Origin of the sequence: Ruminococcus gauvreauii (assembly GCF_025151995.1) — a bacterium.
Lineage (GTDB): Bacteria > Bacillota > Clostridia > Lachnospirales > Lachnospiraceae > Ruminococcus_G > Ruminococcus_G gauvreauii.
The window spans coordinates 435,759-460,555 of record NZ_CP102290.1 but is presented as its reverse complement, the minus strand read 5'-3'; the positions used below and the strand labels follow the sequence as shown (position 1 = coordinate 460,555).

Annotated in this window: 25 protein-coding genes, 2 pseudogenes and 1 riboswitch; of the genes and pseudogenes, 20 read left to right on the top strand and 7 right to left on the bottom strand. The window is 48.3% G+C overall.

Annotated elements, in window-relative coordinates:
• Positions 1–148: 148 nt before the first annotated feature.
• Both NQ502_RS02240 and NQ502_RS02235 read left to right on the top strand, forming a co-directional pair.
• Complete coding sequence (locus NQ502_RS02240) at positions 149–1,258, top strand: DUF3810 domain-containing protein (protein WP_044983102.1); 1,110 nt, start codon at positions 149–151, stop codon at positions 1,256–1,258.
• A gap of 94 nt (positions 1,259–1,352) precedes the next feature.
• Positions 1,353–2,735 (top strand): NCS2 family permease, encoded by a 1,383-nt coding sequence (locus NQ502_RS02235; protein ID WP_028528051.1) that lies wholly within the window; start codon positions 1,353–1,355, stop codon positions 2,733–2,735.
• A 21-nt stretch (positions 2,736–2,756) separates the two neighbouring features.
• Here the strand turns inward: NQ502_RS02235 and NQ502_RS02230 are convergent.
• Together NQ502_RS02230 and NQ502_RS02225 are read right to left on the bottom strand one after the other, a co-directional pair.
• Positions 2,757–2,882 (bottom strand): annotated as a pseudogene (locus NQ502_RS02230) (manganese catalase family protein); the annotation flags it as partial.
• The gene (locus NQ502_RS02225) at positions 2,879–3,082 is read right to left on the bottom strand and encodes a hypothetical protein (RefSeq protein ID WP_028528052.1); all 204 of its coding nucleotides are present in this window, start codon (positions 3,080–3,082) and stop codon (positions 2,879–2,881) included. The pseudogene NQ502_RS02230 and the gene NQ502_RS02225, both read right to left, overlap by 4 nt.
• Before the next feature lie 117 nt (positions 3,083–3,199).
• On the opposite strand from NQ502_RS02225, the gene NQ502_RS02220 reads away from it, so the two are divergent.
• On the top strand, positions 3,200–4,636 hold the full coding sequence (locus NQ502_RS02220; RefSeq protein ID WP_028528053.1) for a recombinase family protein: 1,437 nt from the start codon (positions 3,200–3,202) through the stop codon (positions 4,634–4,636).
• Between the two features lie 62 nt (positions 4,637–4,698).
• Here NQ502_RS02220 and pflA read toward each other — a convergent pair whose 3' ends face one another.
• From pflA to NQ502_RS02195, 5 genes and pseudogenes are all read right to left on the bottom strand, one after another.
• Positions 4,699–5,415, bottom strand: a complete 717-nt coding sequence (gene pflA, locus NQ502_RS02215; protein WP_044983103.1) for a pyruvate formate-lyase-activating protein — start codon at positions 5,413–5,415, stop codon at positions 4,699–4,701.
• Positions 5,415–7,646 carry a formate C-acetyltransferase gene (gene pflB / locus NQ502_RS02210; RefSeq protein ID WP_028528055.1) on the bottom strand — a complete coding sequence of 744 codons (2,232 nt, stop codon included), beginning with the start codon at positions 7,644–7,646 and terminating at the stop codon, positions 5,415–5,417. The genes pflA and pflB overlap by 1 nt, the downstream gene beginning before the upstream one ends.
• A gap of 80 nt (positions 7,647–7,726) precedes the next feature.
• Positions 7,727–7,810: riboswitch (ZMP/ZTP riboswitch) on the bottom strand.
• A 100-nt stretch (positions 7,811–7,910) separates the two neighbouring features.
• Positions 7,911–8,018, bottom strand: a pseudogene (locus NQ502_RS02205) (manganese catalase family protein); the annotation flags it as partial.
• Between the two features lie 3 nt (positions 8,019–8,021).
• Complete coding sequence (locus tag NQ502_RS02200) at positions 8,022–8,300, bottom strand: spore coat protein CotJB (protein WP_148511903.1); 279 nt, start codon at positions 8,298–8,300, stop codon at positions 8,022–8,024.
• Entirely contained in the window at positions 8,297–8,419 is a 123-nt protein-coding gene (locus NQ502_RS02195) for a spore coat associated protein CotJA (RefSeq protein ID WP_083963213.1), read from the bottom strand. The genes NQ502_RS02200 and NQ502_RS02195 overlap by 4 nt, the downstream gene beginning before the upstream one ends.
• A 333-nt stretch (positions 8,420–8,752) precedes the next feature.
• On the opposite strand from NQ502_RS02195, the gene NQ502_RS02190 reads away from it, so the two are divergent.
• The 17 genes from NQ502_RS02190 to NQ502_RS02110 all read left to right on the top strand — a co-directional run bounded on the left by NQ502_RS02190 (position 8,753) and on the right by NQ502_RS02110 (position 24,737).
• Positions 8,753–9,565, top strand: a complete 813-nt coding sequence (locus NQ502_RS02190) for an MBL fold metallo-hydrolase (protein ID WP_028528057.1) — start codon at positions 8,753–8,755, stop codon at positions 9,563–9,565.
• Positions 9,566–9,599: 34 nt separating this feature from the next.
• Positions 9,600–11,408, top strand: a complete 1,809-nt coding sequence (locus tag NQ502_RS02185; protein WP_028528058.1) for a glycerophosphodiester phosphodiesterase — start codon at positions 9,600–9,602, stop codon at positions 11,406–11,408.
• Positions 11,409–11,499: 91 nt separating this feature from the next.
• Positions 11,500–12,666 carry an FtsW/RodA/SpoVE family cell cycle protein gene (locus NQ502_RS02180; protein WP_187374514.1) on the top strand — a complete coding sequence of 389 codons (1,167 nt, stop codon included), beginning with the start codon at positions 11,500–11,502 and terminating at the stop codon, positions 12,664–12,666.
• Positions 12,667–12,773: 107 nt separating this feature from the next.
• A complete protein-coding gene (gene acpP / locus NQ502_RS02175) occupies positions 12,774–13,007 on the top strand; it encodes an acyl carrier protein (RefSeq protein ID WP_028528060.1) in 234 nt (77 codons plus the stop codon).
• 51 nt (positions 13,008–13,058) lie between these two features.
• The gene (gltX, locus tag NQ502_RS02170; RefSeq protein WP_028528061.1) at positions 13,059–14,507 is read left to right on the top strand and encodes a glutamate--tRNA ligase; all 1,449 of its coding nucleotides are present in this window, start codon (positions 13,059–13,061) and stop codon (positions 14,505–14,507) included.
• Positions 14,507–16,351 (top strand): ATP-dependent helicase, encoded by a 1,845-nt coding sequence (locus NQ502_RS02165; protein WP_028528062.1) that lies wholly within the window; start codon positions 14,507–14,509, stop codon positions 16,349–16,351. Before gltX ends, NQ502_RS02165 begins: the two co-directional genes overlap by 1 nt.
• Positions 16,336–16,920, top strand: coding sequence for a 4'-phosphopantetheinyl transferase family protein (locus tag NQ502_RS02160; protein WP_148511904.1), 585 nt, complete (start codon positions 16,336–16,338; stop codon positions 16,918–16,920). The genes NQ502_RS02165 and NQ502_RS02160 overlap by 16 nt, the downstream gene beginning before the upstream one ends.
• A 67-nt stretch (positions 16,921–16,987) precedes the next feature.
• A complete protein-coding gene (spoIIIAA, locus tag NQ502_RS02155; protein WP_028528063.1) occupies positions 16,988–17,947 on the top strand; it encodes a stage III sporulation protein AA in 960 nt (319 codons plus the stop codon).
• Positions 17,944–18,459, top strand: coding sequence for a stage III sporulation protein AB (locus NQ502_RS02150; protein ID WP_028528064.1), 516 nt, complete (start codon positions 17,944–17,946; stop codon positions 18,457–18,459). The genes spoIIIAA and NQ502_RS02150 overlap by 4 nt, the downstream gene beginning before the upstream one ends.
• 15 nt (positions 18,460–18,474) lie before the next feature.
• The gene (gene spoIIIAC / locus NQ502_RS02145) at positions 18,475–18,669 is read left to right on the top strand and encodes a stage III sporulation protein AC (RefSeq protein WP_028528065.1); all 195 of its coding nucleotides are present in this window, start codon (positions 18,475–18,477) and stop codon (positions 18,667–18,669) included.
• A 14-nt stretch (positions 18,670–18,683) separates the two neighbouring features.
• Positions 18,684–19,070: a SpoIIIAC/SpoIIIAD family protein gene (locus NQ502_RS02140; RefSeq protein WP_028528066.1), complete on the top strand. Its 387-nt coding sequence runs from the start codon at positions 18,684–18,686 to the stop codon at positions 19,068–19,070.
• Entirely contained in the window at positions 19,067–20,254 is a 1,188-nt protein-coding gene (locus NQ502_RS02135) for a stage III sporulation protein AE (RefSeq protein ID WP_028528067.1), read from the top strand. The genes NQ502_RS02140 and NQ502_RS02135 overlap by 4 nt, the downstream gene beginning before the upstream one ends.
• Positions 20,255–20,266: 12 nt before the next feature.
• A complete protein-coding gene (locus NQ502_RS02130) occupies positions 20,267–20,830 on the top strand; it encodes a stage III sporulation protein AF (RefSeq protein WP_028528068.1) in 564 nt (187 codons plus the stop codon).
• A gap of 11 nt (positions 20,831–20,841) precedes the next feature.
• The gene (locus NQ502_RS02125; RefSeq protein WP_028528069.1) at positions 20,842–21,411 is read left to right on the top strand and encodes a hypothetical protein; all 570 of its coding nucleotides are present in this window, start codon (positions 20,842–20,844) and stop codon (positions 21,409–21,411) included.
• A 12-nt stretch (positions 21,412–21,423) separates the two neighbouring features.
• Positions 21,424–22,116, top strand: coding sequence for a SpoIIIAH-like family protein (locus NQ502_RS02120; RefSeq protein WP_260046585.1), 693 nt, complete (start codon positions 21,424–21,426; stop codon positions 22,114–22,116).
• A 329-nt stretch (positions 22,117–22,445) separates the two neighbouring features.
• The gene (locus NQ502_RS02115; protein WP_028528071.1) at positions 22,446–23,027 is read left to right on the top strand and encodes a DJ-1/PfpI family protein; all 582 of its coding nucleotides are present in this window, start codon (positions 22,446–22,448) and stop codon (positions 23,025–23,027) included.
• 117 nt (positions 23,028–23,144) lie between these two features.
• Entirely contained in the window at positions 23,145–24,737 is a 1,593-nt protein-coding gene (locus NQ502_RS02110) for a peptide chain release factor 3 (protein ID WP_028528072.1), read from the top strand.
• Positions 24,738–24,797: the final 60 nt, after the last annotated feature.

The following is a 24,797-nucleotide window of genomic DNA, read 5'->3' as shown; positions in this document are numbered from 1 at the left end:
GCCGGATGGGAAACCATTCGGCTTTTCTATTCTCAGAATTGTCTGAGCAGATCCGCAGGACCGTTTCAGAGTGTCGAATGTAAACAGATATATCTTTCAATGAAAGACGTGATATAATAAAAGAAAACTTACGATTGAGAAAAACTGTATGGACAAAAGAGAGAAACAGAAACGAACTAAAACAACGAGAAGAGTAATCACTGCATGCATCCTTCTGTCGGTAAGCGTAGGAATACAGATTCTGACGTCTGCAATCCCAGGAATTGCCGAGTGGTATGCCGAACACGTTTATCAGATTCTGGTTTCCGTGTTTGGGAGATTTTTTGGATTCTTTCCGTTTTCCGTGACAGAAATCTGCCTGTATCTGCTGCTGCTGATCCTTGTGGTATCTCTGGTACATATAATAGTAAGAATGATCCGTAAAGATAACAGAAAGTGTACGGTGATCAGGTATCTATCACGCCTGCTGCTCGTGGGCTCCGTTCTGATGTTCCTGTACACGGTAAACTGCGGTGTGAATTACAAAAGGGATTCATTTTCCGAAAAAGCTGGGATCTTTGCCTGTGGAGGTACGGTGGAAGAACTGGAAGAAGTATGTATCAGGCTGACGGAGGAAGTCAACGCATGCAGCGCGCTGGTCACAAGAAATGCTGCGGGGGAGATGGCACTGCAGCCGGGAGAAGGTGCCGATGCAGTGAGTGCCATGCAAAAGCTGAGTGAAAAATATCCGATGCTGGAAGGATACTATCCGCAGCCCAAAAGACTTCTGGTCTCAGAACTCCTCTCTTATCAGGGCCTGACAGGGGTCTATTCCCCGTTTACACTTGAGGCGAATTATAATAGTGATATGCCGGATTATAATATTCCGTTTACTGCCTGTCACGAATTATCTCATTTGCGGGGGTTTATGCAGGAGGACGAGGCAAATTTTATTGCTTTTCTGGCGTGCAGTTCTTCAGAAAGTATAGATTTTCAATATAGTGGATACCTTATGGGATGGATATACAGTATGAATGAACTCAGCAGCGCCGATGCCGTGCGTTGGAGAGCGGTCCGGAGCAGGCTCGAGCCGGAGGCTGAGGAGGACCTGAGTGCTAACAGTACCTTTTGGAATGCTTATGACGGCAGAACAGCGAAACTGTCGAATCAGATCAATGATCTTTATCTGAAGGCGAACGGACAGGCTGACGGCGTTCAAAGCTATAACCGGATGGTAGATTTGATCATCGCGCATTACCGGGATACACAAGACGGCTGAATAATGTTTTTGGCAGATCAGGGCATTTACATTTGACGTATGAAAACGTATAGTATAGATGTAAGAAAATATGAGGGATACGGGAGAAAAGGAAATGCTGGAAAAAATATTTAAGCTTAAAGAGAACCATACCGACGTAAAGACTGAGATCATTGCCGGAATCACCACATTCATGACGATGGCATATATACTGGCGGTGCATCCGAACATGCTTGCCGAAGCAGGGATGGACAAGGGGGCGGTCTTTACGGCGACGGCTATTGCGGCGGTGATCGGTACGCTGTGCATGGCGGCATTTGCAAATTATCCGTTTGTGCTGGCACCCGGAATGGGACTGAATGCCTACTTTGTCTATACGGTTGTGCAGCAGATGGGATATCCGTGGCAGGCAGCACTGGCGGCGGTGTTTATCGAAGGTATTATCTTCATCCTGCTCACATGCATTAACGTGCGGGAGGCGATTTTTAATGCCATACCGACCAGTATGAGGCATGCGATCAGTGTGGGGATCGGCCTGTTTATCGCATTCGTGGGACTTCAGAATGCCAATATTGTGATCGGTGGAAGTACGCTGCTCTCGCTTTTTTCAATGAAAAATTATCAGGGGCTGCATGGAGGAATGGGGTCATTCCGGGATGTGGGCATCTGTGTGCTGCTTGCCGTGATCGGAGTGCTGATCACAGGGGTGCTTGTAGCAAAAAGGATTAAGGGAAATATCCTGTGGGGGATCCTGATCACGTGGGGATTGGGGATTATCTGCCAGCTGACCGGGCTTTACGTTCCGAATCCGGAACTGAAACTGTATACTCTGATACCGGATTTCAGTGCCGGATTAGCCGTCCCAAGCATAGCACCGGTTTTTGGAAAGCTGAATTTCACCGCCATCCCGCTGGCAGATCTGGCAATCATCGTATTCGTGTTGCTGTTCATGGATCTGTTTGATACGCTGGGGACGCTGATCGGTGTTTCGGCAAAAGCGAATATGCTTGATAAGAACGGGAAACTTCCTAAGATAAAGGGGGCACTTATGGCTGACGCTGTGGCAACGACTGCCGGAGCAGTGCTCGGGACATCGACAGTCACGACATTTATGGAGAGTACCTCCGGTATTTCAGAGGGAGGAAGGACGGGACTGACCGCAGTTGTGGCTGCCATCCTGTTCGGCGCGGCGCTGCTGGTCTCACCGGTCTTTCTGGCAATTCCGTCATTTGCGACGGCTCCGGCGCTTATTATGGTTGGATTCTATATGATGAGCAATGTCGGCCTGATCGATTTCCACGATCCAGGCGAAGGGATTCCGGCTTTTATCGGGATTGGCGCCATGTCGTTTTTCTACAGTATTTCGGAAGGAATTGTCATGGCAGTGATCTCCTATGTGGTGATCAATGTGTTATCCGGAAAGGCGAGAGAAAAGAAGATCAGTGTGACCATGTATATTCTGGCCGGACTGTTTGTCCTTCGATATTTCCTGATATAAAAGGCGCATTTCCGGTACGGAGGTACCGATATCGGTCAGCATGCCCATGCAGGTACGGTTCGGCATGGTATAGCGCTGAGAGAGATAGCGCATGGAAGCTGCCAGCTCTCCATCCGGACCTCCGGATGGCGTAGGAATATGGATCAGTCAGCTATACAATCCAGAAATCTCTTCCAGGATTCCGGATGGGCGGCATAGTAAGTGCTCATCCGTCCGTTGATATGCTGGATCAGCTGCCTGCGGATCTGTGCAGCCTGCGATTCGTTCAGCGTATCAAACTGCAGAGACTGGCCGGCTGGGAGTATTACTTTTGATGGTAATGCTCTCAGCATTTTTTTGTCTGTCATAAAAATCTCCTGACGGTTGCTTTGTATCATTTTATTCAGGAAAGCCTGCTTTTGCTTTAAAGACAGACGGGAATGAATATAATAGACTGATGATCTGATGCGTGTCAGGAGGTGCTGATGAAGACAGGCGCGGCTTATATCCGTGTGTCGACGGAGGAGCAGATCGAATTTTCGCCGGACAGCCAGATAAAGAGAATCCGGGATTACGCTGCCAGCCATGAAATACTGCTTCCGGAAAAGTTTATTTTTATGGATGAAGGGATCAGCGGGAGATGTGCGGAGAAACGTCCGGCATTTATGAGGATGATCGGGACGGCCAAAATGAAGCCAAAGCCGTTTGACGTGATACTGCTCTGGAAATTTTCCCGGTTTGCCCGCAGCAGGCAGGACAGCATTCTGTATAAATCCATGCTCCGTAAGGAATGCGGGATTGATGTGGTATCCATCACGGAGCAGCTGTCGGATGACCCGACTTCCATCCTGATCGAGGCGCTGCTGGAGGCGATGGATGAATACTACTCGATCAATCTGGCGCAGGAAGTCAGAAGGGGAATGAATGAGAAGTTTTCCAGGGGCGGTGTCGTATCCGCGCCGCCGTTCGGTTACCGGATGGGAGAGGAATATTTTGAAATCGATGACGAGAAGGCGAAGGTTGTCCGTATGATCTATCAGGATTTTCTTCAGGGAATGCCATACCGCCAGATTGTCTCGAAGTTAAACGGCATGGGAATCCGTACGAACCGCGGAAATCTTTTTGAGAGCAGGACGGTGGAGTACATCCTTACCAATCCGGTTTACACGGGAAAACTTCGACGCAGTGCCGAAGGTGTCAGGCGAAATGACCGGTATTATCAGGGAAAACAGGTCAGGACTGTGGATGCCGGCCATAAACCGATCGTGACTGAGGAGTCGTTTGAGAAGGTGCAGAGGAGGGTTGCCGATTTAAAGAAAGGGCGGCGCGGGGGTACACACGATACACCGGAAGATTATATGCTGCACGGTCTGGTGTACTGCAGTACCTGCGGGGCTGCGCTGACACAGGCCGTGCGGGGAAAGGCGCTTCAGTGTCAGAAATACGCATGCGGAAAGTGCAGCCAGAGCCATTACATCACGCTGGATAAATTAAATCAGGCGGTTCTTGACAGACTGGAGACAGACCTGGGAGAAGAAGAACTGTGGATCAGGATTGAACAGACAGAAAAAGACGTTACCGAAGAGATCTCGCGGTCTCTGCTGGATGCGGAGTATAAGCGTCTGGAACGTGTAAACACAGCATATGAATCCGGTGCGGACAGCCTGGAAGAGTACCGGAGGAAGAAATCGGAGATTCTGAAAAGAGTGGATACACTGAGACTGGAGCTGAAGAGGGCAGGCCATCCGGAGGGGCAGGCCAAACCCACCGGACATATCAAAAAGCAGTTGAAAGAGATTATTCCGGGACTGAGATCCTCAGATCTCGGCGAAGCGGATAAGAATGAGCTGCTCAGCTCGATTGTTTCCAGAATTGTATTTAACAGGGCAGATGATACGATTCAGATTTATTACATGATATAAACAGCACCTGCGAGGGCGTCACCATTCCCTCGCAGGTGCTGTTTTCGTATAAAAAGGAAAGATTATAAGTATCGGGATGGCAGGAGGGACTGCAGTTCGCTCAGGCTGTCCGCTGCCATTTCCGGAGTGTTGACAAGCGGAAATGGGATGTCAAGGCGCTCATATTTCTCCAGACAGAGCTTTCGAAACGGGAGCAGTTCCACTTTTTCAACATTATCATAATCTGTTAGAAAGCTGATTAAATCTTCGATATCTTTCGGTTCGTCATTGAGTCCAGGGACGACCACGCGGCGGACCCACATGGGGATCTGCATACGGCGTGTCAGATTCAGGAATTGTATGACGTTTTCAAAATTTCCCCGGCAGTACGTCTGATAATCCGCACTTGACAGAAACTTTACATCCGCCAGTACCAGGTCTGTATGAGAAAGTACTTCCCCGGCCATTTCCAGGCTGCCTATTCCGCTCGTATCAAGTGCCGTGTGAAAGCCCTCCTCCTTTAACAGGCGGAAGAGTTCAGCAGTAAATTCCGGCTGTGACAGCGGTTCACCGCCTGTGACGGTTACCCCGCCATTTTTAAGGTACGGCCGGTAGCGCTGGATTTTCATCAGGACTTCTCCTGGACTGTAAGGAGTGCCCCGGCCAAATTCCCATGTGTCCGGATTGTGGCAGTACGCGCAGCGCAGCGGACAGCCCTGCAGAAAGATAACATAGCGAAGTCCGGGTCCGTCGACAGCCCCCATGGATTGAAAGGAATGGATGTAACCCGCGGTTTCCATTACATCGCCTCATGGAAGGTCCGTGAAATAACCTCTCTTTGCTGTTCACGGCTGAGTTTATAGAAGTTTACTGCATAACCGGAGACACGGATCGTCAGATTCGGGTATTTTTCCGGATTATGGTAGGCATCAATCAGTGTTTCCCGGTTCATGACGTTGACGTTCAGATGATGGGCCATCTGACCGAAGTAGCCGTCGAGGATGGAGACCAGGTTGTCATACCGCTCGTCTTCGGATTTTCCAAGTGCCTGCGGAACAATGGAAAATGTATTGGAGATTCCGTCTTTACAGTAGCGGTAGGAAAGCTTTGCAACGGAATTGAGTGCTGCGAGTGCGCCGTTCTTTTCACGGCCGTGCATTGGGTTTGCTCCCGGAGCAAATGGTTCGCCGCTCTTCCGTCCGTCCGGAGTAGAACCTGTCTTCTTTCCGTATACGACATTTGAGGTGATTGTCAGGATGGACAGGGTATGCTCTGCGCCCCGGTACAGTGGTGTCTTCGTCAGTTCATGATAGAACAGTTCCATCTGTTCGCATGCGATGCTGTCTACACGGTCATCATCATTTCCGAAAGCCGGATATTCACCCTCAATCTCAAAATCAGTGATCAGTCCGGTTTTTTCATCACGGATACATTTTACCCTTGCGTGTTTGACGGCAGACAGTGAGTCAGCCAGAACGCTCATGCCTGCGACTCCGAAGGACATATAGCGGTGTACCTGGGTGTCGTGCAGTGCCATCTGAGTCTTTTCATAGGCATATTTGTCATGCATATAGTGGATCACGTTCATGGTGTTGGCATACATTTTGGCAACCCATGGACGGTAGAGATCAAGCAGTTCCAGTACCTTGTCATATTCCAGGTATTCCCCCTGATACGGCTCATGCACCGGACCGAGCTGCATATTCTGTTTCTCGTCTTTCCCGCCGTTGAGTGCCATCATCAGCATTTTTGCCAGGTTGGCGCGGGCGCCGAAGAACTGCATTTCCTTGCCGATGCGCATGGCGGAGACACAGCATGCGATCGCATAGTCATCGCCGAACTGCGGACGCATCAGGTCATCATTCTCATACTGGAGCGCGTCTGTGTCACAGGAAACCTTAGCACAGAATTTCTTGAATGCTTCGGGCAGGTCTTTGGACCACAGAACAGTCAGGTTTGGTTCTGCAGACGGTTTCAGGTTGTACAGGGTATGCATCATGCGGAATGTATTTCTGGTTACGAGAGTACGGCCGTCTTCACCGGTACCCCCGAGAGCCTCGGTAATCCACATGGGATCGCCGCCGAACAGTTCATTGTAATCCGGTGTACGAAGATGGCGCGCCATACGCAGTTTCATAACAAAATCATCCATCAGCTCCTGTGCCTGTGCCTCTGTCAGGGCTCCGGCAGCCATATCGCGCTCGAAATAGATATCCAGGAAGGTGGAGACGCGTCCGAGGCTCATCGCAGCGCCGTTTTGTTCCTTGATCGATCCCAGGTATCCGAAATACAGCCACTGGACAGCTTCCTGTGCAGTTCCCGCCGGCTTCGTGATGTCAAAGCCGTAGAGTGCAGCCATGTCACGCAGCTTGCCGAGAAAGTTTATCTGCTGGTACAGCTCTTCCAGCTGACGGATATGATCAACATCCATCAGTTCCAGGCTCAGAGCGTCTTTATCCTTCTGTTTCTCTTCGATCAGACGGTCGATACCATACAGAGCAACGCGGCGGTAGTCGCCGATGATACGGCCGCGTCCGTAGGCATCAGGGAGGCCGGTGATCAGTCCGCAGTGGCGTGCGGCTTTCGTCTCTTTGTTGTATACACGGAAAACGCCGTCGTTGTGGGTGGTACGGTACTGAAATTCATCTTCGACCTTCTGGGACAGTTCATATCCATAGGCTTTGCAGGCATCACGCGTCATGCGAAGTCCTCCGAACGGATTTACGCCGCGTTTTAAAGGACGGTCAGTCTGGAGACCTACGATCAGTTCATTATCTTTGTCCAGATAGCCGGGCTTATAGTTCAGAAGAGAAGTGACAGTCTGTGTGTCGATATCCAGAACACCTCCGAATTCCCGTTCCAGAGAGAGCAGATTTTCGAACTTATGCAGCAATTTTTCTGTTCGCTCCGTGGCGGGAGTAAGGAAAGAATCGTCGCCTTCATACGGTGTGTAATTTTTCTGGATGAAATCACGCACGTCGATGCTTTCCTGCCATTTACCCGGTTTAAAACTGTTCCATTGTGTAAACATTACTAATATCCTCCTGTTTTTGCGTGTGAGGCATCATGTTCCGATGTTTAACCAATAAAAAAGGACAACATCAAGGAAAAAGATGCTGCCCAGACGGTCGGCTGTTTTGATAGTACTTCATTCCCCTGTGGTAACCCACTTATCCGTCAGTAATGAAGACCCTGTTTACTTTATGAGGCGAGTATAACATCCGAAGGTTAAAACAGTCAAGAATATTTTTAAAAATCATAATTTTATCATAAAAGGAAAAGATTGGAATCATATAACAGAACCATCCGGACCTCCAAACTGACTGATGATTGCCTGTGCAAGACTGGCATTCGTTGTGGTAATATTTACCGGGTATTGAAGTCGTTTCTCATAATTCCACATAGGTCAGCGGCAGCCTCCTTTCTTTTCCCACGGCCATGGCTGTGATACCCACTGCCAGGAGCAATCCTTCTGTTCGTCCGCGGTATCGATGGTCAATGGCGCGTAACATCTGGCATATTCGTTCACGGCATCTTTGCGCATGCGAACGTATTCACGGTAACAGTCGAGTGCCTGCTCATCGTCGGGATGACTATCCAGATACAGAAGAAGATCGTCGACGGCAAAGCTCGTTTCGTTGATCCACTGCATCAGCTGAGTACGTGAAGGTGTCTTTGCATTCATCGGCATCCACCTCGCTTTCCGCAGAACGGTTTGCACAGTTCGGGGAAGATTGTTCCCATTTTAAGTCCTTTACAGGGCTCGAAAGTAGTTTTGAATTTCTGACTGGCCACAAAAGCCATGCCGACAGGAAGTTTATCTGCAATTGCATATATATCATAACTGGTATTGCACGGAGTATCTTTATGACAGGTGCATTCTCTGTCCGGACGTTCCGGACGGACGGGACTGCACGTAACCGGAGGCCTTTGACATCGGCCGCGGCAATCGGTACGATTCATAGCATATCGATCCATAGATTATGATAGTCCTTTCATGAATTTCATTTATTATATGTTATGACGGGGGATATAAAATGTGCGTTTTACATTTGTGTACCTGAAAGATAGCCTTGCACATCCAATCAAGCTGGGCTACAATGTAAACAACGAGTAAAATTAAGGGGAAAACAAAAGTTGAGTAAGACAGAATTGATTATGCTTGGAACTGGAAACGCAATGGTGACCAGATGTTATAATACATGCTTTGTGCTCAGGAATCAGGAGGACTGCCTGCTTGTGGATGCAGGCGGAGGAAACGGTATTCTGGCGCAGATGGAGAAAGCCGGAATACCGTTTGAAAACTTACATGCGATGTTTGTCTCCCATGGACATACAGACCATGTGCTCGGTGTGATATGGGTCGTACGCAAAATTTCGGCGATGATGAAAAGCGGTACATATGAAGGAGACTTCGTGATATACTGTCACACGGAACTGGCAGATATGATCCGCAGTTTCTGTATGCAGCTGCTTCCCGGAAAGTTTACAAAAATGTTCGACAAACGCATATGGATCACGAAGGTAGAAGAGGGACAGAAGGAACAGGCAGCAGGTTTCAAACTGCGTTTTTTTGATATTGACTCCACCAAGAAAAAACAGTTTGGCTTCACCGCTATACTTCCGGATGGGAAAAAACTGGTCTGTCTGGGAGATGAACCGTTTAATGAACGCAACCGTTCCTATGCGGAGAACGGAGAGTGGATGCTCAGCGAGGCATTTTGCCTCGATGAGGAAAAAGATACGTTTAAGCCGTATGAAAAACATCACAGCACGGCTCTTGATGCGGGAAGAACGGCACAGGAACTGGGAATACAGAATCTGATTCTGTACCATACGGAGGACAGTGACCTCAAACACCGAAAAGACCGGTACACAAAAGAAGCAGGCAGATTTTTTAAGAACAGGATATATGTACCGGATGACCTGGAAAGGATTTTGCTGTGCTGACAGGACTGAGACTTGAAAAGGATGCGAGAAACTGATGAGAACGTTCTTAAAAGATGTATACCGGATATGGAAATTAAATGGAATCAGCCTGTTTCTGTTTGAACTTATCTATCGGGTTGCGACGAGTGCTGTCATCATTCGCCTGACGGACTGGTTTATCAGCATCTCTTTAAAACAGCAGAAATACAGTTATCTGACGGCAGAAAACTTCGTAAAATTTATCTGCCATCCATTGACGCTGATTCTTCTGGCGGTGATACTGCTCTGCATGGCTTTTGCGGTGCTGCTGGAGATATCGGCGGTATTCTGGTGCATACAGTGTTCCATGCTTAATGAAAAAACGTACGTGCCGGGAATCATTAAAAACGGAATCACAAACAGCTTCCTGTTTATCCGGCACCATCCGGTTTTCTGGAGCATCTACATGCTTGGAACGATGCCGTTTCTGGGGCTGCATTTTATTATCTGGGAGATCGCCAACGTAAAGATTCTGGAGTTTACAGCGATCCAGATTTATAAGGTTTTCCCGGTAACATGGCTGCTGGTGCTGCTGTGTGTGATCATCGTGGCAGGATCCGTCATTATCACATTTTCATTACCATATTGTATAACGGAAAACCGCAGGATACGCCTGGGAATCAAGTTGGCCGCTGTCCGGCTGAAGCGTCACTTTGGCAAAAGTGTTGCGGGTGTTGTGCTGATGCAGATACTCGTGCTTGCCGTGACGGCAGCGGCTTATCTGATGGCCGTTGCGCTGATCGTCGGTATCATCATCATCTTTATGAAACCGTCGTTCAGAATCAGCGGTGTGCTGACATACGGCAACGGCGCAAAGAGCATAATCGGTTTATGTGCCGGGTCGGCAGGCATAATTTTCGGGCTTCTGGCGGTGGGAGGGATATATTTTCCGCGGCGGGGAAAACAGTATTTGAAACGGATTTCACAGAAAAACAGAGGGAAGTACCGTGTGTTTCGCCGCAGGTCGATGGCATATCTCGCCACGTCATTCCTGATCGCTGCGGAGGCCGGGGGAATTCTGTATGTGAATCTGGCGCGCGGAAATGTCAATAACATGGTGCTCAGCTCCTTCAGCGTGACCGCACACCGGGGCGGTGCTCTTATGGCGCCTGAAAATACGATGAGTGCCATGGAATATGCGGTTGCATCGATGTCCGATTATGCAGAGATCGATGTCCAGGAGACAAAGGATGATATTCTGGTGCTGCTGCATGACAACAATCTGAAAAGGACCACCGGATTGAATGCCAATGTCTGGGATATGGCATACCAGGAGGTGGCTCAGCTTGATGCGGGGGTGAAGTTCAATAAACGTTTTCTGGGTGAGAAAGTCCCGACGCTCGATGAGATCATAAAATACAGCAGGGGAAAGATCCGCCTGAATATTGAAGTGAAGAGTAACGGCCACAATAAAAATATCGTCAGTAAGGTGATCAAGTGCATCGAGGATAACGATTTTGAAGACCAGTGTATCCTCACCTCCATGAACTATGGATTCTTAAAGCAGGCAAAAGAGCTGAACCCGGACATAAAGACGGGATATATCATGACCATGACGTATGGAAGTATCAGGGATATCGAGTGTGCCGACCTTTTCAGTGTGAAGCATACGTACGTAACCCGCTGGTTTGTAAAAGAGGCCCATGCCTGCGGTAAAGAAGTACACGCATGGACGGTGAATTACCCGGGTGATGTACAGCGCATGATCACATATGGGGCCGACGGTGTGATCACGGATGACCCTGCCCTGGTTCACAGAATCTACCTGGGAGAAGAAGACAAGAAGACGGGGTTCTGGGGGCTTATGAAGTATGCTGTGAAATAAAGAGTTTTTTTATTGGGCATTTGATGTTATAATGATGAATTGATAATGTTGGGGTCAGACAGATCCGTGAATGACAGAAACGAGGTTACATATGCGCAAGGCAATTGCTGGATTTATCAAAAAAATGCGTGAAAAGGCGGATTATTATGATTATAATCTGCTGGCAGTCGTGATTCTGCTGATTTGTTTCGGGCTGGTCATGCTGTACAGCACCAGTTCCTATGAATCAAATATGAAATTTGGCGATGATATGTATTATTTCCGGAGACAGGCACTCATCAGCCTGGCGTCCGTTATGGTTGCAGTCATCCTGTCAAGGATCGATTACCATATACTGATCAAATTGTCCGGATTTATTTTTGTGATGGCATTTGTCCTGATGGCGCTTGTAAAATCACCGCTCGGCGTTGAGGTAAACGGAGCCAGGCGCTGGCTGAAGCTCGGTATTCAGTTTCAGCCGTCCGAGATCGCCAAGATTGCGGTGATCACATATCTGCCCGTGGTGATTATCAGCATGGGGAGAAAGGCGAAATCTCTAAAGGCGGTGGCCGTGCTCCTGTTCCTGGGGGCGCTCCAGGCAGGCGGTGCGTATATCCTGACGGATAACCTGAGCACCGGTCTGATCATCGGAGGGATCACGGTCATCCTGATCTTTATCTCACATCCGAAAACAGCGCCGTTCGTCGCGACTGCAGGGGCAGGTGCGGGGATACTGGCGATCTTTATCGGATATCTGGCAGCGACGATCGACAACAGCCAGAGCTTCCGTATCCGGCGCGTGCTGGCATGGCTGCGTCCGGAAGAATACTCTGCCGACGGCGGATATCAGGTTATGCAGGCACTGTATGCGATCGGATCCGGCGGGCTTTTCGGAAAAGGGCTTGGCAACAGCGCACAGAAGCTGGGGACCATACCGGAGGCGCAGAACGATATGATTTTTTCGATCGTCTGTGAGGAGCTCGGGATTTTCGGGGGCGTGATGCTGCTCCTGCTGTTTGCATACCTGCTGTACCGTTTGTTTTTTATTGCACAGAATGCACGGGATCTGTACGGTTCGCTGATCGTAACGGGGATTTTTGCGCATATTGCGCTGCAGGTCATCCTGAATATCTGTGTTGTGATCAATGTGATCCCGACGACGGGTATCACGCTTCCATTCATAAGCTATGGGGGAACCTCTGTACTGTTTTTGATGACGGAGATGGGGATTGCGCTCAGTGTATCGAGAGGGATTAAATTTCAGGAAAAAAGCAGGTAAAAAAAATACGGCCCCGATTTGTAAAAATGGGTTGACAAATAATAAAAATCTAGCTATGCTTTGACCATAATATAGTAATTTTTAATGAGAATAAAGGAGAGCGGGATATGTTTGAGAAAATGAAAGAAATTATTGCTGAGCAATTAAATTGTGATGCCAATACGATTTTTGCGGATACATCATTCAAGGATGATCTGGGTGCTGATTCACTGGATCTGTTTGAACTGGTTATGGCACTGGAGGAAGAGTACTCGATCGAGATACCATCTGAGGATTTGACGGATCTGCTGACAGTCGGCGATGTGGTCGAATATTTAAAGACAAAAGGTGTGGAAGAATAATCCACGCCTTTCTTAAAGCTTAAAAACAGTTGACGAGGAGAGACACGAATTATGACAAAGGTAAAAACGCGGTTTGCCCCCAGTCCTACCGGGAAAATGCATGTGGGCAATCTCCGTACAGCACTGTATGCTTATCTGATCGCAAAACACGCGGGCGGAGACTTTATGCTAAGGATCGAAGATACAGACCAGGAACGTTTTCAGGAGGGAGCGCTGGATATCATATACCGGACGCTTGAACATACCGGGCTGATTCCGGACGAGGGACCCGGAAGGGAGAAGGACTGCGGTCCATACGTGCAGAGTGAGCGGAATGCCCGGGGTATCTATATGAAATATGCAAAACAGCTGATTGATCAGGGGGACGCATATTACTGTTTTTGTAATAAAGAACGGCTCGAGTCTCTCAGAACCTGTGTGGCTGATAAGGATATCGTCGTATATGACAAACACTGTCTGCACCTGACGCCGGAAGAGGTTCAGGAAAAACTGGATAAAGGGCTGCCCTATGTGATTCGCATCAACATGCCGAAGGAAGGGACCACAACGTTCCATGACGAAATCTATGGAAACATTACCGTTCCGAATGCAGAACTTGACGATATGATACTGATCAAGTCTGACGGTTATCCGACATATAATTTCGCAAATGTCGTGGATGACCATCTGATGGGGATCACTCACGTGGTAAGAGGAAATGAATATCTGTCATCTGCTCCGAAGTACAACCGCCTGTATGAGGCGTTCGGCTGGGAAGTACCGGTCTATGTTCACTGCCCGCTGATCACGAATGAAGAACATCAGAAGCTGAGCAAGCGCAGCGGTCATTCCTCCTATGAGGATCTGATCTCACAGGGATTCCTGAGCGAGGCAGTTATCAATTATGTGGCGCTTCTGGGATGGAGCCCTCAGGAAAACCGCGAGATATATTCTCTTCAGGAGCTGGTGGAGGCGTTTGATTACCGCCATATGAGCAAATCTCCGGCAGTATTTGACATGGTCAAACTGAAATGGATGAACGGTGAGTATATCAAGAAAATGGAAGAAGAGGATTTCTACGAAAAGGCCCTGCCCAGTATCAAAGAAGTGATCACGAAAGATTATGACCTGAAAAAGATCGCATCCATGGTAAAGACGCGAATTGAGACTTATCCGGATATCAAAGTGCTGATCGATTTCTTTGAAGAAGTTCCGGAGTATGATGTGTCCATGTATACGCATAAAAAATCAAAGACAAACAGTGAGACGTCTCTGAGTGTTCTGCAGGAAGTACTGCCGCTGCTGGAAAGCCAGGATGATTACAGCAATGATGCCCTCTATGCCAGACTGTCGGAGTATGTAAAGGATAAAGGTTATAAAAACGCATTTGTGATGTGGCCGATCCGAACGGCAGTATCAGGAAAACAGATGACACCGGCAGGTGCGACGGAGATTATGGAAGTACTCGGAAAAGAGGAAACAATCATGCGCATCCGGGCGGCGATCGAGAAGTTAAGCTAATGACATTTAATCAGGAACAGACAGAGGCAGTCCATCATGTAGAGGGTCCATTGCTGGTACTGGCAGGACCGGGATCAGGAAAAACAGCTGTGATCACAGCAAGGACTGCATATCTGTCGGAAACATACAAAGTGTCTCCTTCTTCTATCCTGGTAGTGACTTTTACGAAAGCCGCTGCCAGCCAGATGAAGGAGCGCTTTTTACGTATGCGGGGTGCTGTACATACGAATGTTCACTTCGGGACATTTCACGGTCTTTTCTATGGGATACTGAAACAGGCGTATGGGCTGAGCGGGCGTAATATCATCAGTGAGGAAGAAAAAAAGAGGATAATAAGAGAACTCCTTGCAGGCAGCGGCCTGGAAGCGGAGGATGAGAGGGATGTGCTGGAGCTTCTTCAGCGGGAGATCAGCATGGTAAAGACAGAGCAGATGCCGCTTGACCATTTCTATTCCGGAAGCTGCCCGGAGGAGATGTTCCGGCAGATTTACCGGAAGTATCATGAGATCCTCTGCGGGAAAAAACTGCTGGACTTTGATGATTTGATGGTATACTGCTATGAGCTGTTCATCAAGCGTCCGGATATCCTGAAAAAATGGCAGGAACACTTTCAGTATATTCAGATTGACGAGTTCCAGGATATCAATATGCTTCAGTACCGGATCATCAGAATGCTCGCTGCACCGCAGAATAATCTGTTTGCGGTGGGGGACGACGACCAGTCGATCTACCGTTTCCGGGGAGCAAAGCCGGAGATGATGTTTCGGTTCCAGAAAGATTATCCGTCTGGAAAAACTATCATCCTGCATCAGAATTACCGATGCAGCGCGTCGATCGTGAAGTGCTCACAGAGACTGATCCGCCATAATTCTGCCCGGTTTGAGAAACAGCTGACTACTTCGAACGCCGCAGGAAAAGCGGTGGAGATGTGTACTTTTCCGGATGAAAATGCAGAGACGGATTACCTGCTTGAGAGCATTCGAAAGCTGATAGAAAACGGAGGGGCATGTGAGGATATTGCCGTGCTGTTCCGCACCAACATGGGCAGCAGACCCACGGTCTCCAGACTGATGGAGTATAATCTTCCATTTACTGTAAAAGACGGCCTGCCCAATATTTTTGAACACTGGATCGCGGTACATATCCTGTCCTACCTCCGCCTTTCGAAGGGGGGAAGACAGCGCAGTGACTTTCTTCAGATCGCAAACAAGCCGAACCGATATATTTCCAGGGAAGCGCTGTACGAGAGCGAAGTCTCTTTCGAACATCTGTATCAGTTCTATGAAGGAAAAGACTGGATGTGTGACAGGATTGAAAAACTGGAGGAAGACCTGAAGATCCTGGCGGGCATGCCGCCGTTTGCGGCGATCAACTATATCCGCTGCGGTATCGGTTATAATGAATACATCCGTGAATATGCCGGGTATCGTAAGATGAAGCCGGAAGAGCTGAACGACGTAATGGATGAACTTCAACAGAGCGCGCGTAAGTACCGGACCTTCGAAGAGTGGTGCACCTATATTCAGGACTATACCCTCGAGCTCAGAAAACAGAAATCAAAGAAGCAGGAGGGCGGAATCACGATTTCCACGCTGCACGGTGCGAAAGGACTGGAATATCCGCATGTGTATATTATGGATATCAATGAGGGAACGATACCTTACCACAAAGCTGTGCTCCCGGAAGAGGTTGAAGAAGAGCGAAGGCTTCTGTATGTGGGGATGACGAGGGCGTCAGAGACGCTGCATCTTTTCAGTACGAAAAAGAAATATGAAAAAAAACAGGAGCCGTCCAGGTTTCTGGAGGAAGTGATGAGGGAAAGTGAGACGTGTGTAACGAAGTGACCGCCATATATGCGGTAAAGATCCCGGAGAGCCAAAAGCGCAGCGGCAGGAAACAGGAACACACAGCCGGTCTGAGGCTGCTGAAATACGGGCTCAGGGATATGTTCGGGATTGGACCGGGGGAGGTTCTTACAGAGCGGGGCCCATCAGGCAAGCCTTATCTCGTGAATTGTCCCGGAGTACATTTTAACATCAGCCATTCCGGGGGTTATGCCGTGTGTGCGGTCGGGTCTGTGCCGATGGGCGTGGACATTGAGTTTCGCAGGGAGCTTGATTACCGGCGGCTGGCGGAAAAAGCGCTGACGGCGGAAGAGAAAAAGGATATGGAAAACAGTAGTGATCCCGGGAGGTACTTCTTTGACCGGTGGGTGGAGAAGGAGAGTTACCTCAAGTGGAAAGGCACGGGTATCACAGAGAATCTGAAAAAGATTGACCGTAAGGACGGCTTTAGCTGCCATTTTGAACTGGCGGATGGCTTCAGCTGTGCCATCTGGTCTGAAAAGCCGATGAAACTGAAGATATGCAGGATAGATGATCGGGAATTATTTGAAGATGACAGGATGCAGTGATACTGCATCCTCTTTTTTATTCTAAATCAGGATTCGCCTCATATATTTATTTTAAGAGGTGAACAAGATGAGAAGAGATGAGGTTTTAAAATTATTTTCGGGAGAAATACGCAGTGTGCTGGGAAAAATAGAGCTGAAATTTGAACTTCTGCAGGAAATCAGACTTCGGATTCACGCACCGCTCGCAATCAATTACTGCGATACAGAATATTTTATCGGCAGAGACGGAGCACTTTGCGGGAGTGTGGAACAAGCTTACCGTGTCACATCCCAAGATGTGAAAGAGACGATGGAATATGTGTCAGGCTACTCGCTCTATGCATATGAGGAAGAGATACGTCAGGGATATCTGACGATTCAGGGCGGACATCGTGTGGGCATTGCCGGAAAAACAGTGGTTGATGGAAATAAAGTGAAGAGTATTAAATACATTTCCTTTATCAATATTCGTTTTTCACACCAGATAAAAGGGTGCGCGACGGAAGTCCTGCCGTATGTCTCCGATAAAAAAGGTATTCATCATACATTGATCATATCACCGCCGCGCTGCGGAAAGACGACTATACTGAGAGATCTGATCCGGCAGCTGTCAGACGGCAGCAGGGAACGGCCGGGGTGTACCGTCGGTGTTGTGGACGAGCGGTCAGAGATCGGCGGCTGTTATCTCGGGATTCCCCAGAATGACATCGGGATCCGCACGGATGTTCTGGACGGCTGTCCCAAAGCGGAGGGGATGATGATGCTTGTGCGTTCCATGTCACCGTCTATCATTGCTGTGGATGAGATTGGAAGCTATGAGGACATCCATGCCATCGAGACGGTCATCAACTGTGGATGTAAGCTCCTTGCGACAGTACATGGCAGTTCTGTGGATGACATCAAGCGGAAACCGCTACTGGAACGGCTTGTAAATGAGAAAGTGTTTGAGAGATACATAGTTCTCCAGAATCAGAAAAAAGCGGGGGAGATACGGTCGATATTTGATGAGAGGGGAACATGTCTTTACCGGAGGGAAACAGTCCTATGATAAAAATGATAGGTATTGCTGCTGTTGTTTTTTCATGCTGCAGCCTGGGGCTCTTAAAAAGTGCCGACATGAAAAAGCGGCTGCTGCAGCTTCGGGAGTGGCAGCGTCTCGTGATGCTGCTGGAGCATGAGATCACATTCAATGTGACGCTGCCTGAGGCGATACGAACGGTCGGCAGCCGGGCGAAAGAACCGTTTGCCGGGTTTCTGAAGAGTCTGTGTGAACAGCTGGATTCTTATACGGGACGTTCTTTTTCGGAAATCTTCGTCCGGGAGGCGACAAAACATCTGGAAGGCAGCAGCCTGCAATCCTCTGATATCCGTGAATTGTGTCAGCTGGCAGATATGATGGGAAACGCCTCAAAGCAGATGCAGAAACAGATCCTGGAACATTACCTGGAAGAGCTTGCGCTTGTGATTCATAATCTGCAGGCTCAGCTGCCGGAAAAACAGAGGCTGTTTCGGAGTCTTGGGATTCTGGGCGGGGCATTTCTCGGTATTCTATTGCTTTGATAAAGGAGGAGGAATGTGGAAGTCAGTATTATTTTTAAGATCGGAGCAGTGGGGATACTTGTATCTGTGCTGAGCCAGGTGCTGAAACACAGCGGAAGGGACGAGCAGGCATTTTTGACTAGTCTGGCAGGATTGATTATCGTGTTGTTCTGGATCATTCCCTATATTAATGAGCTGTTTGACAGCGTCCGTCAATTGTTTTCACTGTAGCGGAGGGATAAGTTATGGATATTATCAAAATTTCTATACTGGGGTTTTCCGGAATGATTCTCGGAATCCTTCTGAAAGAGTGTAAACCGGAATATTCTTTTTATATCAGTTTCGCATGCGGCCTGTGCATCCTGCTGCTTGCGACCTCCAAGGTGTCCTATCTGGTGGAGTCTCTGCAGAAGATTCAGAGTAATCTTCCGGTAGATGCTTCTTATCTCAATATACTTCTGAAAATGATCGGGCTTACGTATATCGGCCAGTTTTCATCCAGCCTCTGCAAGGACGCCGGGTACGGCGCGATCGCATCACAGATTGAAATTTTCTGCAAATTATCACTCATGGTGATCTCCATGCCGGTTCTGCTGACGCTCCTGGATGTGATTCAGGGATTCCTGGCATGAAGAAGCGAAAAAAGAGAAGACGTATGCTGCTGATTGTCATGCCCGGGGTCTGGCTTATGATGATGGCGCTGCTTTCGGTCACCTGCTGGGCATCAGCCGCCGGAAGCAGCGATGACCAGCTGACAGACAGTGAAGAATATGAGGATGAACTGCTCGATGACATGGACACCCGGCAGATGCAGGAGATCATGGACGAGCTTTTAGAGGACAGCAGCTTTTCATTTCTGGATGCGATGAAAGAACTGCTGAAGGGAGAAACGCCCTTCAGCCTTGAGTGGTTTGGTGAGATACTCAAGGAGAGTTTGTTTTCGGAGTTCGAGCAGGGCCGCAGTGTGCTGGGACAGGTCCTGCTTCTGGCATTTGCGGGAGCCGTGCTGACAAGTTTTGTGCATATATTTGACAACGAGAAAATGGGGGACATCTGCTTTTATCTCGTCTACCTTCTGGTGTTCGTGCTGCTTTTGAAGGCGTTTGGACAGCTGAGCGATGGTCTGCATACAACGCTTGAGGGAATCGTCAGTTTTATGCAGGCCCTGGCTCCTTCTTACTATATTGCGATCACAGCAGCCTCGGGCGTGACTTCGGCTACAGTTTTTTATCAGATCATATTGATTGTGATATTCTGTGTAGAGTATCTCCTGGTGAACATGATGATACCGGCGATACATATCTACGTACTGCTGGAATTCATAAACCTGCTGACGAAAGAGGAGATGCTCTCCAGAATATCCGAACTGCTGAAATCAGCGATTCTCTGGGCGCAGAAAAGCATGTTGACGGTCATTGTCGGAATGCAGATCATACAGAGCCTGGTAGCGCCCGCTGTTGACTCTCTGAAACGCTCCGTCCTCGGAAAAACCGTCAGTGTGATACCGGGAGTAGGCAATGCGGTCAACGCGGTTACAGAGATTATTTTTGGATCTGCCGTACTCATCCGCAACTGTTTTGGCGTGACTGCCCTGATCGTGTTGATTGTATGTTCGATCGCGCCTGTGATCAGGCTCGGGTTCAATGCACTTATCTATAAGTTTATCGGCGCTGTGATCCAGCCGATCTGTGATTCACGGCTGGTGGGATGCTTTCACGCGATGGGAGAGGGATGCGGACTCCTGCTGAAGGTACTGTTTACAACGCAGGTTATGTTTCTTCTTACCATCGTCATTCTGGCAAACTCGCTGCAGTGAAGGAGAAAAAATATGACGGAAACGGTATACAGCTGGATGCGGAATCTGGTGTGCTATTATCTTGTGTATTCGATCGTAATGAACCTTGTACCACAAAAACAGTATCAGATGTATATAAAGAATTTCATGGGGATGCTGCTGGTAGTCATTATCCTGACACCTGTGCTTCAGTTCTTTCATTCAGAGAGAGATCTGCAGGAATTCTTCCAGACTGAGGAGATGAAAGTGGCATGGGAAGAGGCGCGGCGCACCGAGGTGGTGTTCACGCAGGAGAGCGATGAATATCTGCTGTATGCATGCCGTGAGGAGATTAAGGGACAAATCAAGGAGATGCTGGGTGATTACGGTCTGTATCCGGCTGACATAGAGGTAACATTAAAACAGGGGGAGATGATTGAGGTGGAGAATATTCATATACAGGCAGTATCGCAGGAGGAAAGCGGCCGCATTTCAGTCGGAGAGATTAAAATCGACCCGGAACACGAAAAACAGGATCCGGCCGCAGAGGAGATCCGAAAGCGTTTGGCTGATGTATATCAGATAGATGCTGCGCATATAAGTATTAGTATAGGGTGAATGGTGAAAGGATGAAAGAGCGGATTAGGACCCGGATAAAGGAGCTGAAAAAAGAACAGATCCTGGTGTTTGTATTGATTCTGGGATTGTTGATCGTTGTGCTGCTGCCGACAAAGAAGACAAAAGTCACGAAGCCGGAAGAAGAGGCCGGCACACCGGTACAGGAAGCAGAAATCCAGGAAGAAACCATTCAAAAGCAGCTGGAACGCCAGCTTGTGGAGACACTGCAGCAGGTGGAAGGCGTCGGCGCGGTTACCGCGGCGATCACGCTGGAGACAACAGGCAGGAAAATCGTTGAAAAGGATACGCCCGCCAATGATTCCATGACATCACAGGAAGACAGCCAGGGAGGAAAGCAGGATTCAAAAAACAGCAGTTCAGAGGAAGCGACTGTATATCAGAAGGACGGTGAGGGAAATCAGACGCCGTATGTTGTTTCAGAGACGACGCCCGAGATACGGGGAGTCGTCGTGGTGGCGCAGGGAGGAAATGACCCGGTGATCGTACAGCAAATTCAGGAAGCAGTCATGGCATTATTTCACGTAGACGCACATAAAATAAAAGTGATGAAAATGAAGTGAAGGAGAATGTCGTTGAAAAAAAAGATATTCAAAAAAAATCAGATCATTATTACAGCTTTGGCGGTTATGATAGCGGTCGCCGGATATATTAATTATTCGGATTCACGACTGAAAACACAAAGTGCGAAAAGTTCGGACAACAGTGAAAAAACAGAGGAGACAGCCGATATCGGAGATATCACGGAGGAGATCGAAAGTCTTGATTATGATCTGACAGACGAGATCGCGGAGGCGGCTGAGAAAGAAAATGCCGACGCTGATTCTGCAGATGTTAACGCTTCAGATGCCGATTCTGAGGATGCGTCGGCCCAGACACCGGGCGAGGCAGTGCTGACCGGAGCATCTACATACGTGGCGCAGGCTAAGATCAGCCGGGAGCAGGTACGTTCTCAGAATAAGGAAACTCTGCTGGAGATTATTAACAATGAAGAACTGTCCGAGGAGGAAAAACAGTCCGCGGTAGAGAGCATGGTGACGATGACGGACCGCATTGAGAAAGAGGCGGCAGCGGAATCCCTGCTGGAAGCGAAGGGCTTTGAAAATGTAGTTGTCAATCTGAATGGCGATACGGCGGATGTTATGGTGCCGACTGCTGATCTGGAGTCATCACAGCTGGCACAGATTGAAGACGCTGTCAAGAGAAAGACCGGTGTAGAACCGCAGAATATCGTGATCACTCCGATGGATGAGACTGTGGCTGAATAGAACAGAGGACCGCTGCCGTGAGGCAGCGGCTTTGTTTTGTCCCGGTCTTTGTTTTGCAGGTGCACAAATTATCCGGGGGATGCAGAGAAAATATCAAAATATAACGTTTAAACGGCGGATATTCGTATATGAAAATAATTAATTTTATATCCCCGGTACAGGCTTGTATCCCTTCAGAAATCTGATATTATAAAATCACAAATAATGTCACTTTAGAATTCACTCGTTAAAAAAATTTTGGTGACGGAACATCCCGATAAAAAAGTAGTTATGGAGGAAAGCTGTAACTGCTTTTTTGTTTCATACGGGGAAAGAAGGGAGAAAATATTATGGTGGTAAATGTTCTGCTGTATGACAGCTTTGAAACAATGGATGCGTTTGTGCCGGTCAGTATTCTGGGAAAACTGCCGGAACATTTTTATATGAATTATCTTTCCGCATCAGGTGGGATTATCAATAGTTTGCAGGATGTTAAGGTGTGGACGGAACCACTGGAGGAAAATGCAGGGGGAGATATTCTGCTGATTCCGGGAGGAAAGGGTGCAAGGCGCCTGATCCTGCAGGAACAGGACACGCTGAGACTCATTAAAGAAGCCGCCGGCGCAGCCGGTACAGTCATAATGGTAGGGAGCGGTTCGGCTGTCCTTGCGCAGACGGGGGCGTTATACCACAGGACGGTTGCAGAGTTCGCCAGCGGTGACAACTGGAAGCGGATGTTTACTGCAGGGATTTACTGGACGCGGGATACCGGGTGGATCTCTGACGGTAAATTTTATTCCTGTCAGAGATCAGCTGATGCGTCTGACATGATACTTGGAATGATCGCGGACCTGATCGATATTAATGATGCGGGAAGAGCGGCGGAAGCACTCGGACTGCAGTGGTCAGAATATGATTATATGGGACAATAAATGTAAAACATAAATAAAAGTACAGCACAGTAACCTTGACACTGCCCAAACGATATAATACAATGAATGGCGTGTGAATGAAGAACGACTTAAGAACAACAATCAGGAGGTTATTTCGTGGCTGATTATACGAAAGAAATAGAAAAAAGGCGGACGTTTGCCATTATTTCCCATCCGGATGCGGGAAAGACGACGCTGACAGAAAAATTCCTGCTCTACGGAGGAGCGATCAACCTGGCAGGATCCGTGAAGGGGAAGGCGACGGCGCGACACGCTGTGTCCGACTGGATGGAGATAGAAAAAGAGCGTGGAATTTCGGTGACATCTTCCGTGCTGCAGTTTAATTATGACGGATACTGCATCAATATTCTGGATACGCCGGGGCATCAGGATTTCTCAGAGGATACTTACAGAACGTTAATGGCTGCAGATTCCGCCGTAATGGTCATCGATGGTTCCAAGGGGGTTGAGGCACAGACCAGAAAACTGTTTAAAGTCTGTGTCATGCGGCACATTCCGATTTTTACATTTATCAATAAAATGGATCGTGATGCGAACGATACCTTCGACCTGCTGGATGAGATCGAAAAAGAACTTGGGATCGCAACCTGTCCGATCAACTGGCCGATCGGATCAGGAAAATCTTTCAAAGGAGTCTACGACCGTGATACGAAGAAGGTGCTGACTTTCTCCGATACCATGAAGGGGACGAGAGAAGGCACGGAGGAGGAAGTTGCAGTGGATGATCCTCATCTTTCTGATATACTGGATCCGGGGCAGAAGGATCAGCTGCTGGAAGAGATTGAACTGCTGGACGGAGCCAGTGCCGAATTTGATATGGAAAAAGTGAGCAGGGGCGAACTCTCTCCGGTATTTTTCGGATCGGCACTTACAAACTTCGGTGTAGAGACATTCCTGCGGCATTTTCTGCAGATGACTACCTCGCCGCTTCCCCGAAGGGCGGACATGGGGATTGTAGATCCGATGAAGGAGCCGTTTTCAGCGTTTGTCTTTAAAATACAGGCAAATATGAATAAGGCGCACCGTGACAGGATCGCGTTTATGCGAATCTGCTCCGGGAAGTTTGAAGCATCTGAGGAAGTCTGTCATGTTCAGGGAGACAGGAAGATGCGTCTGTCTCAGCCTCAGCAGATGATGGCTCAGGACCGCCATGTGGTGGAGGAGGCGTATGCAGGGGATATCATCGGTGTATTTGATCCCGGTATTTTCTCAATCGGCGATACCGTATGCAGCCCGGGCAAACGGTTTGCTTTTGAAGGAATTCCGACATTTGCGCCCGAGCATTTTGCCAGAGTCCGTCAGGTGGATACGATGAAGAGAAAGCAGTTCATCAAGGGCATCAATCAGATCGCACAGGAAGGTGCAATTCAGATTTTCCAGGAGTTTAATACGGGAATGGAAGAAATCATCGTCGGCGTGGTCGGAGTACTGCAGTTTGATGTTCTAAAGTACCGTCTGGAGAATGAATATAAAGTGGATATCCGTCTCGAAACTCTGCCGTATGAACATATCAGATGGATTGAGAACAAAGAAGAAATTGATCTGGCAAAACTCGTCGGAACCTCGGACATGAAAAAAGTCAGAGATTTAAAAGGGAATCCCCTGCTGCTGTTTGTCAATGCCTGGAGTGTGGGCATGACGCTGGACAGGAATGAGAATCTGAAACTTTCGGAATTCGGAAAGAATTAAAAACCCCTTTTATTTTTCAGACGATTTTGTTATAATATTGAAAAAGGATGAGCTGCAGGA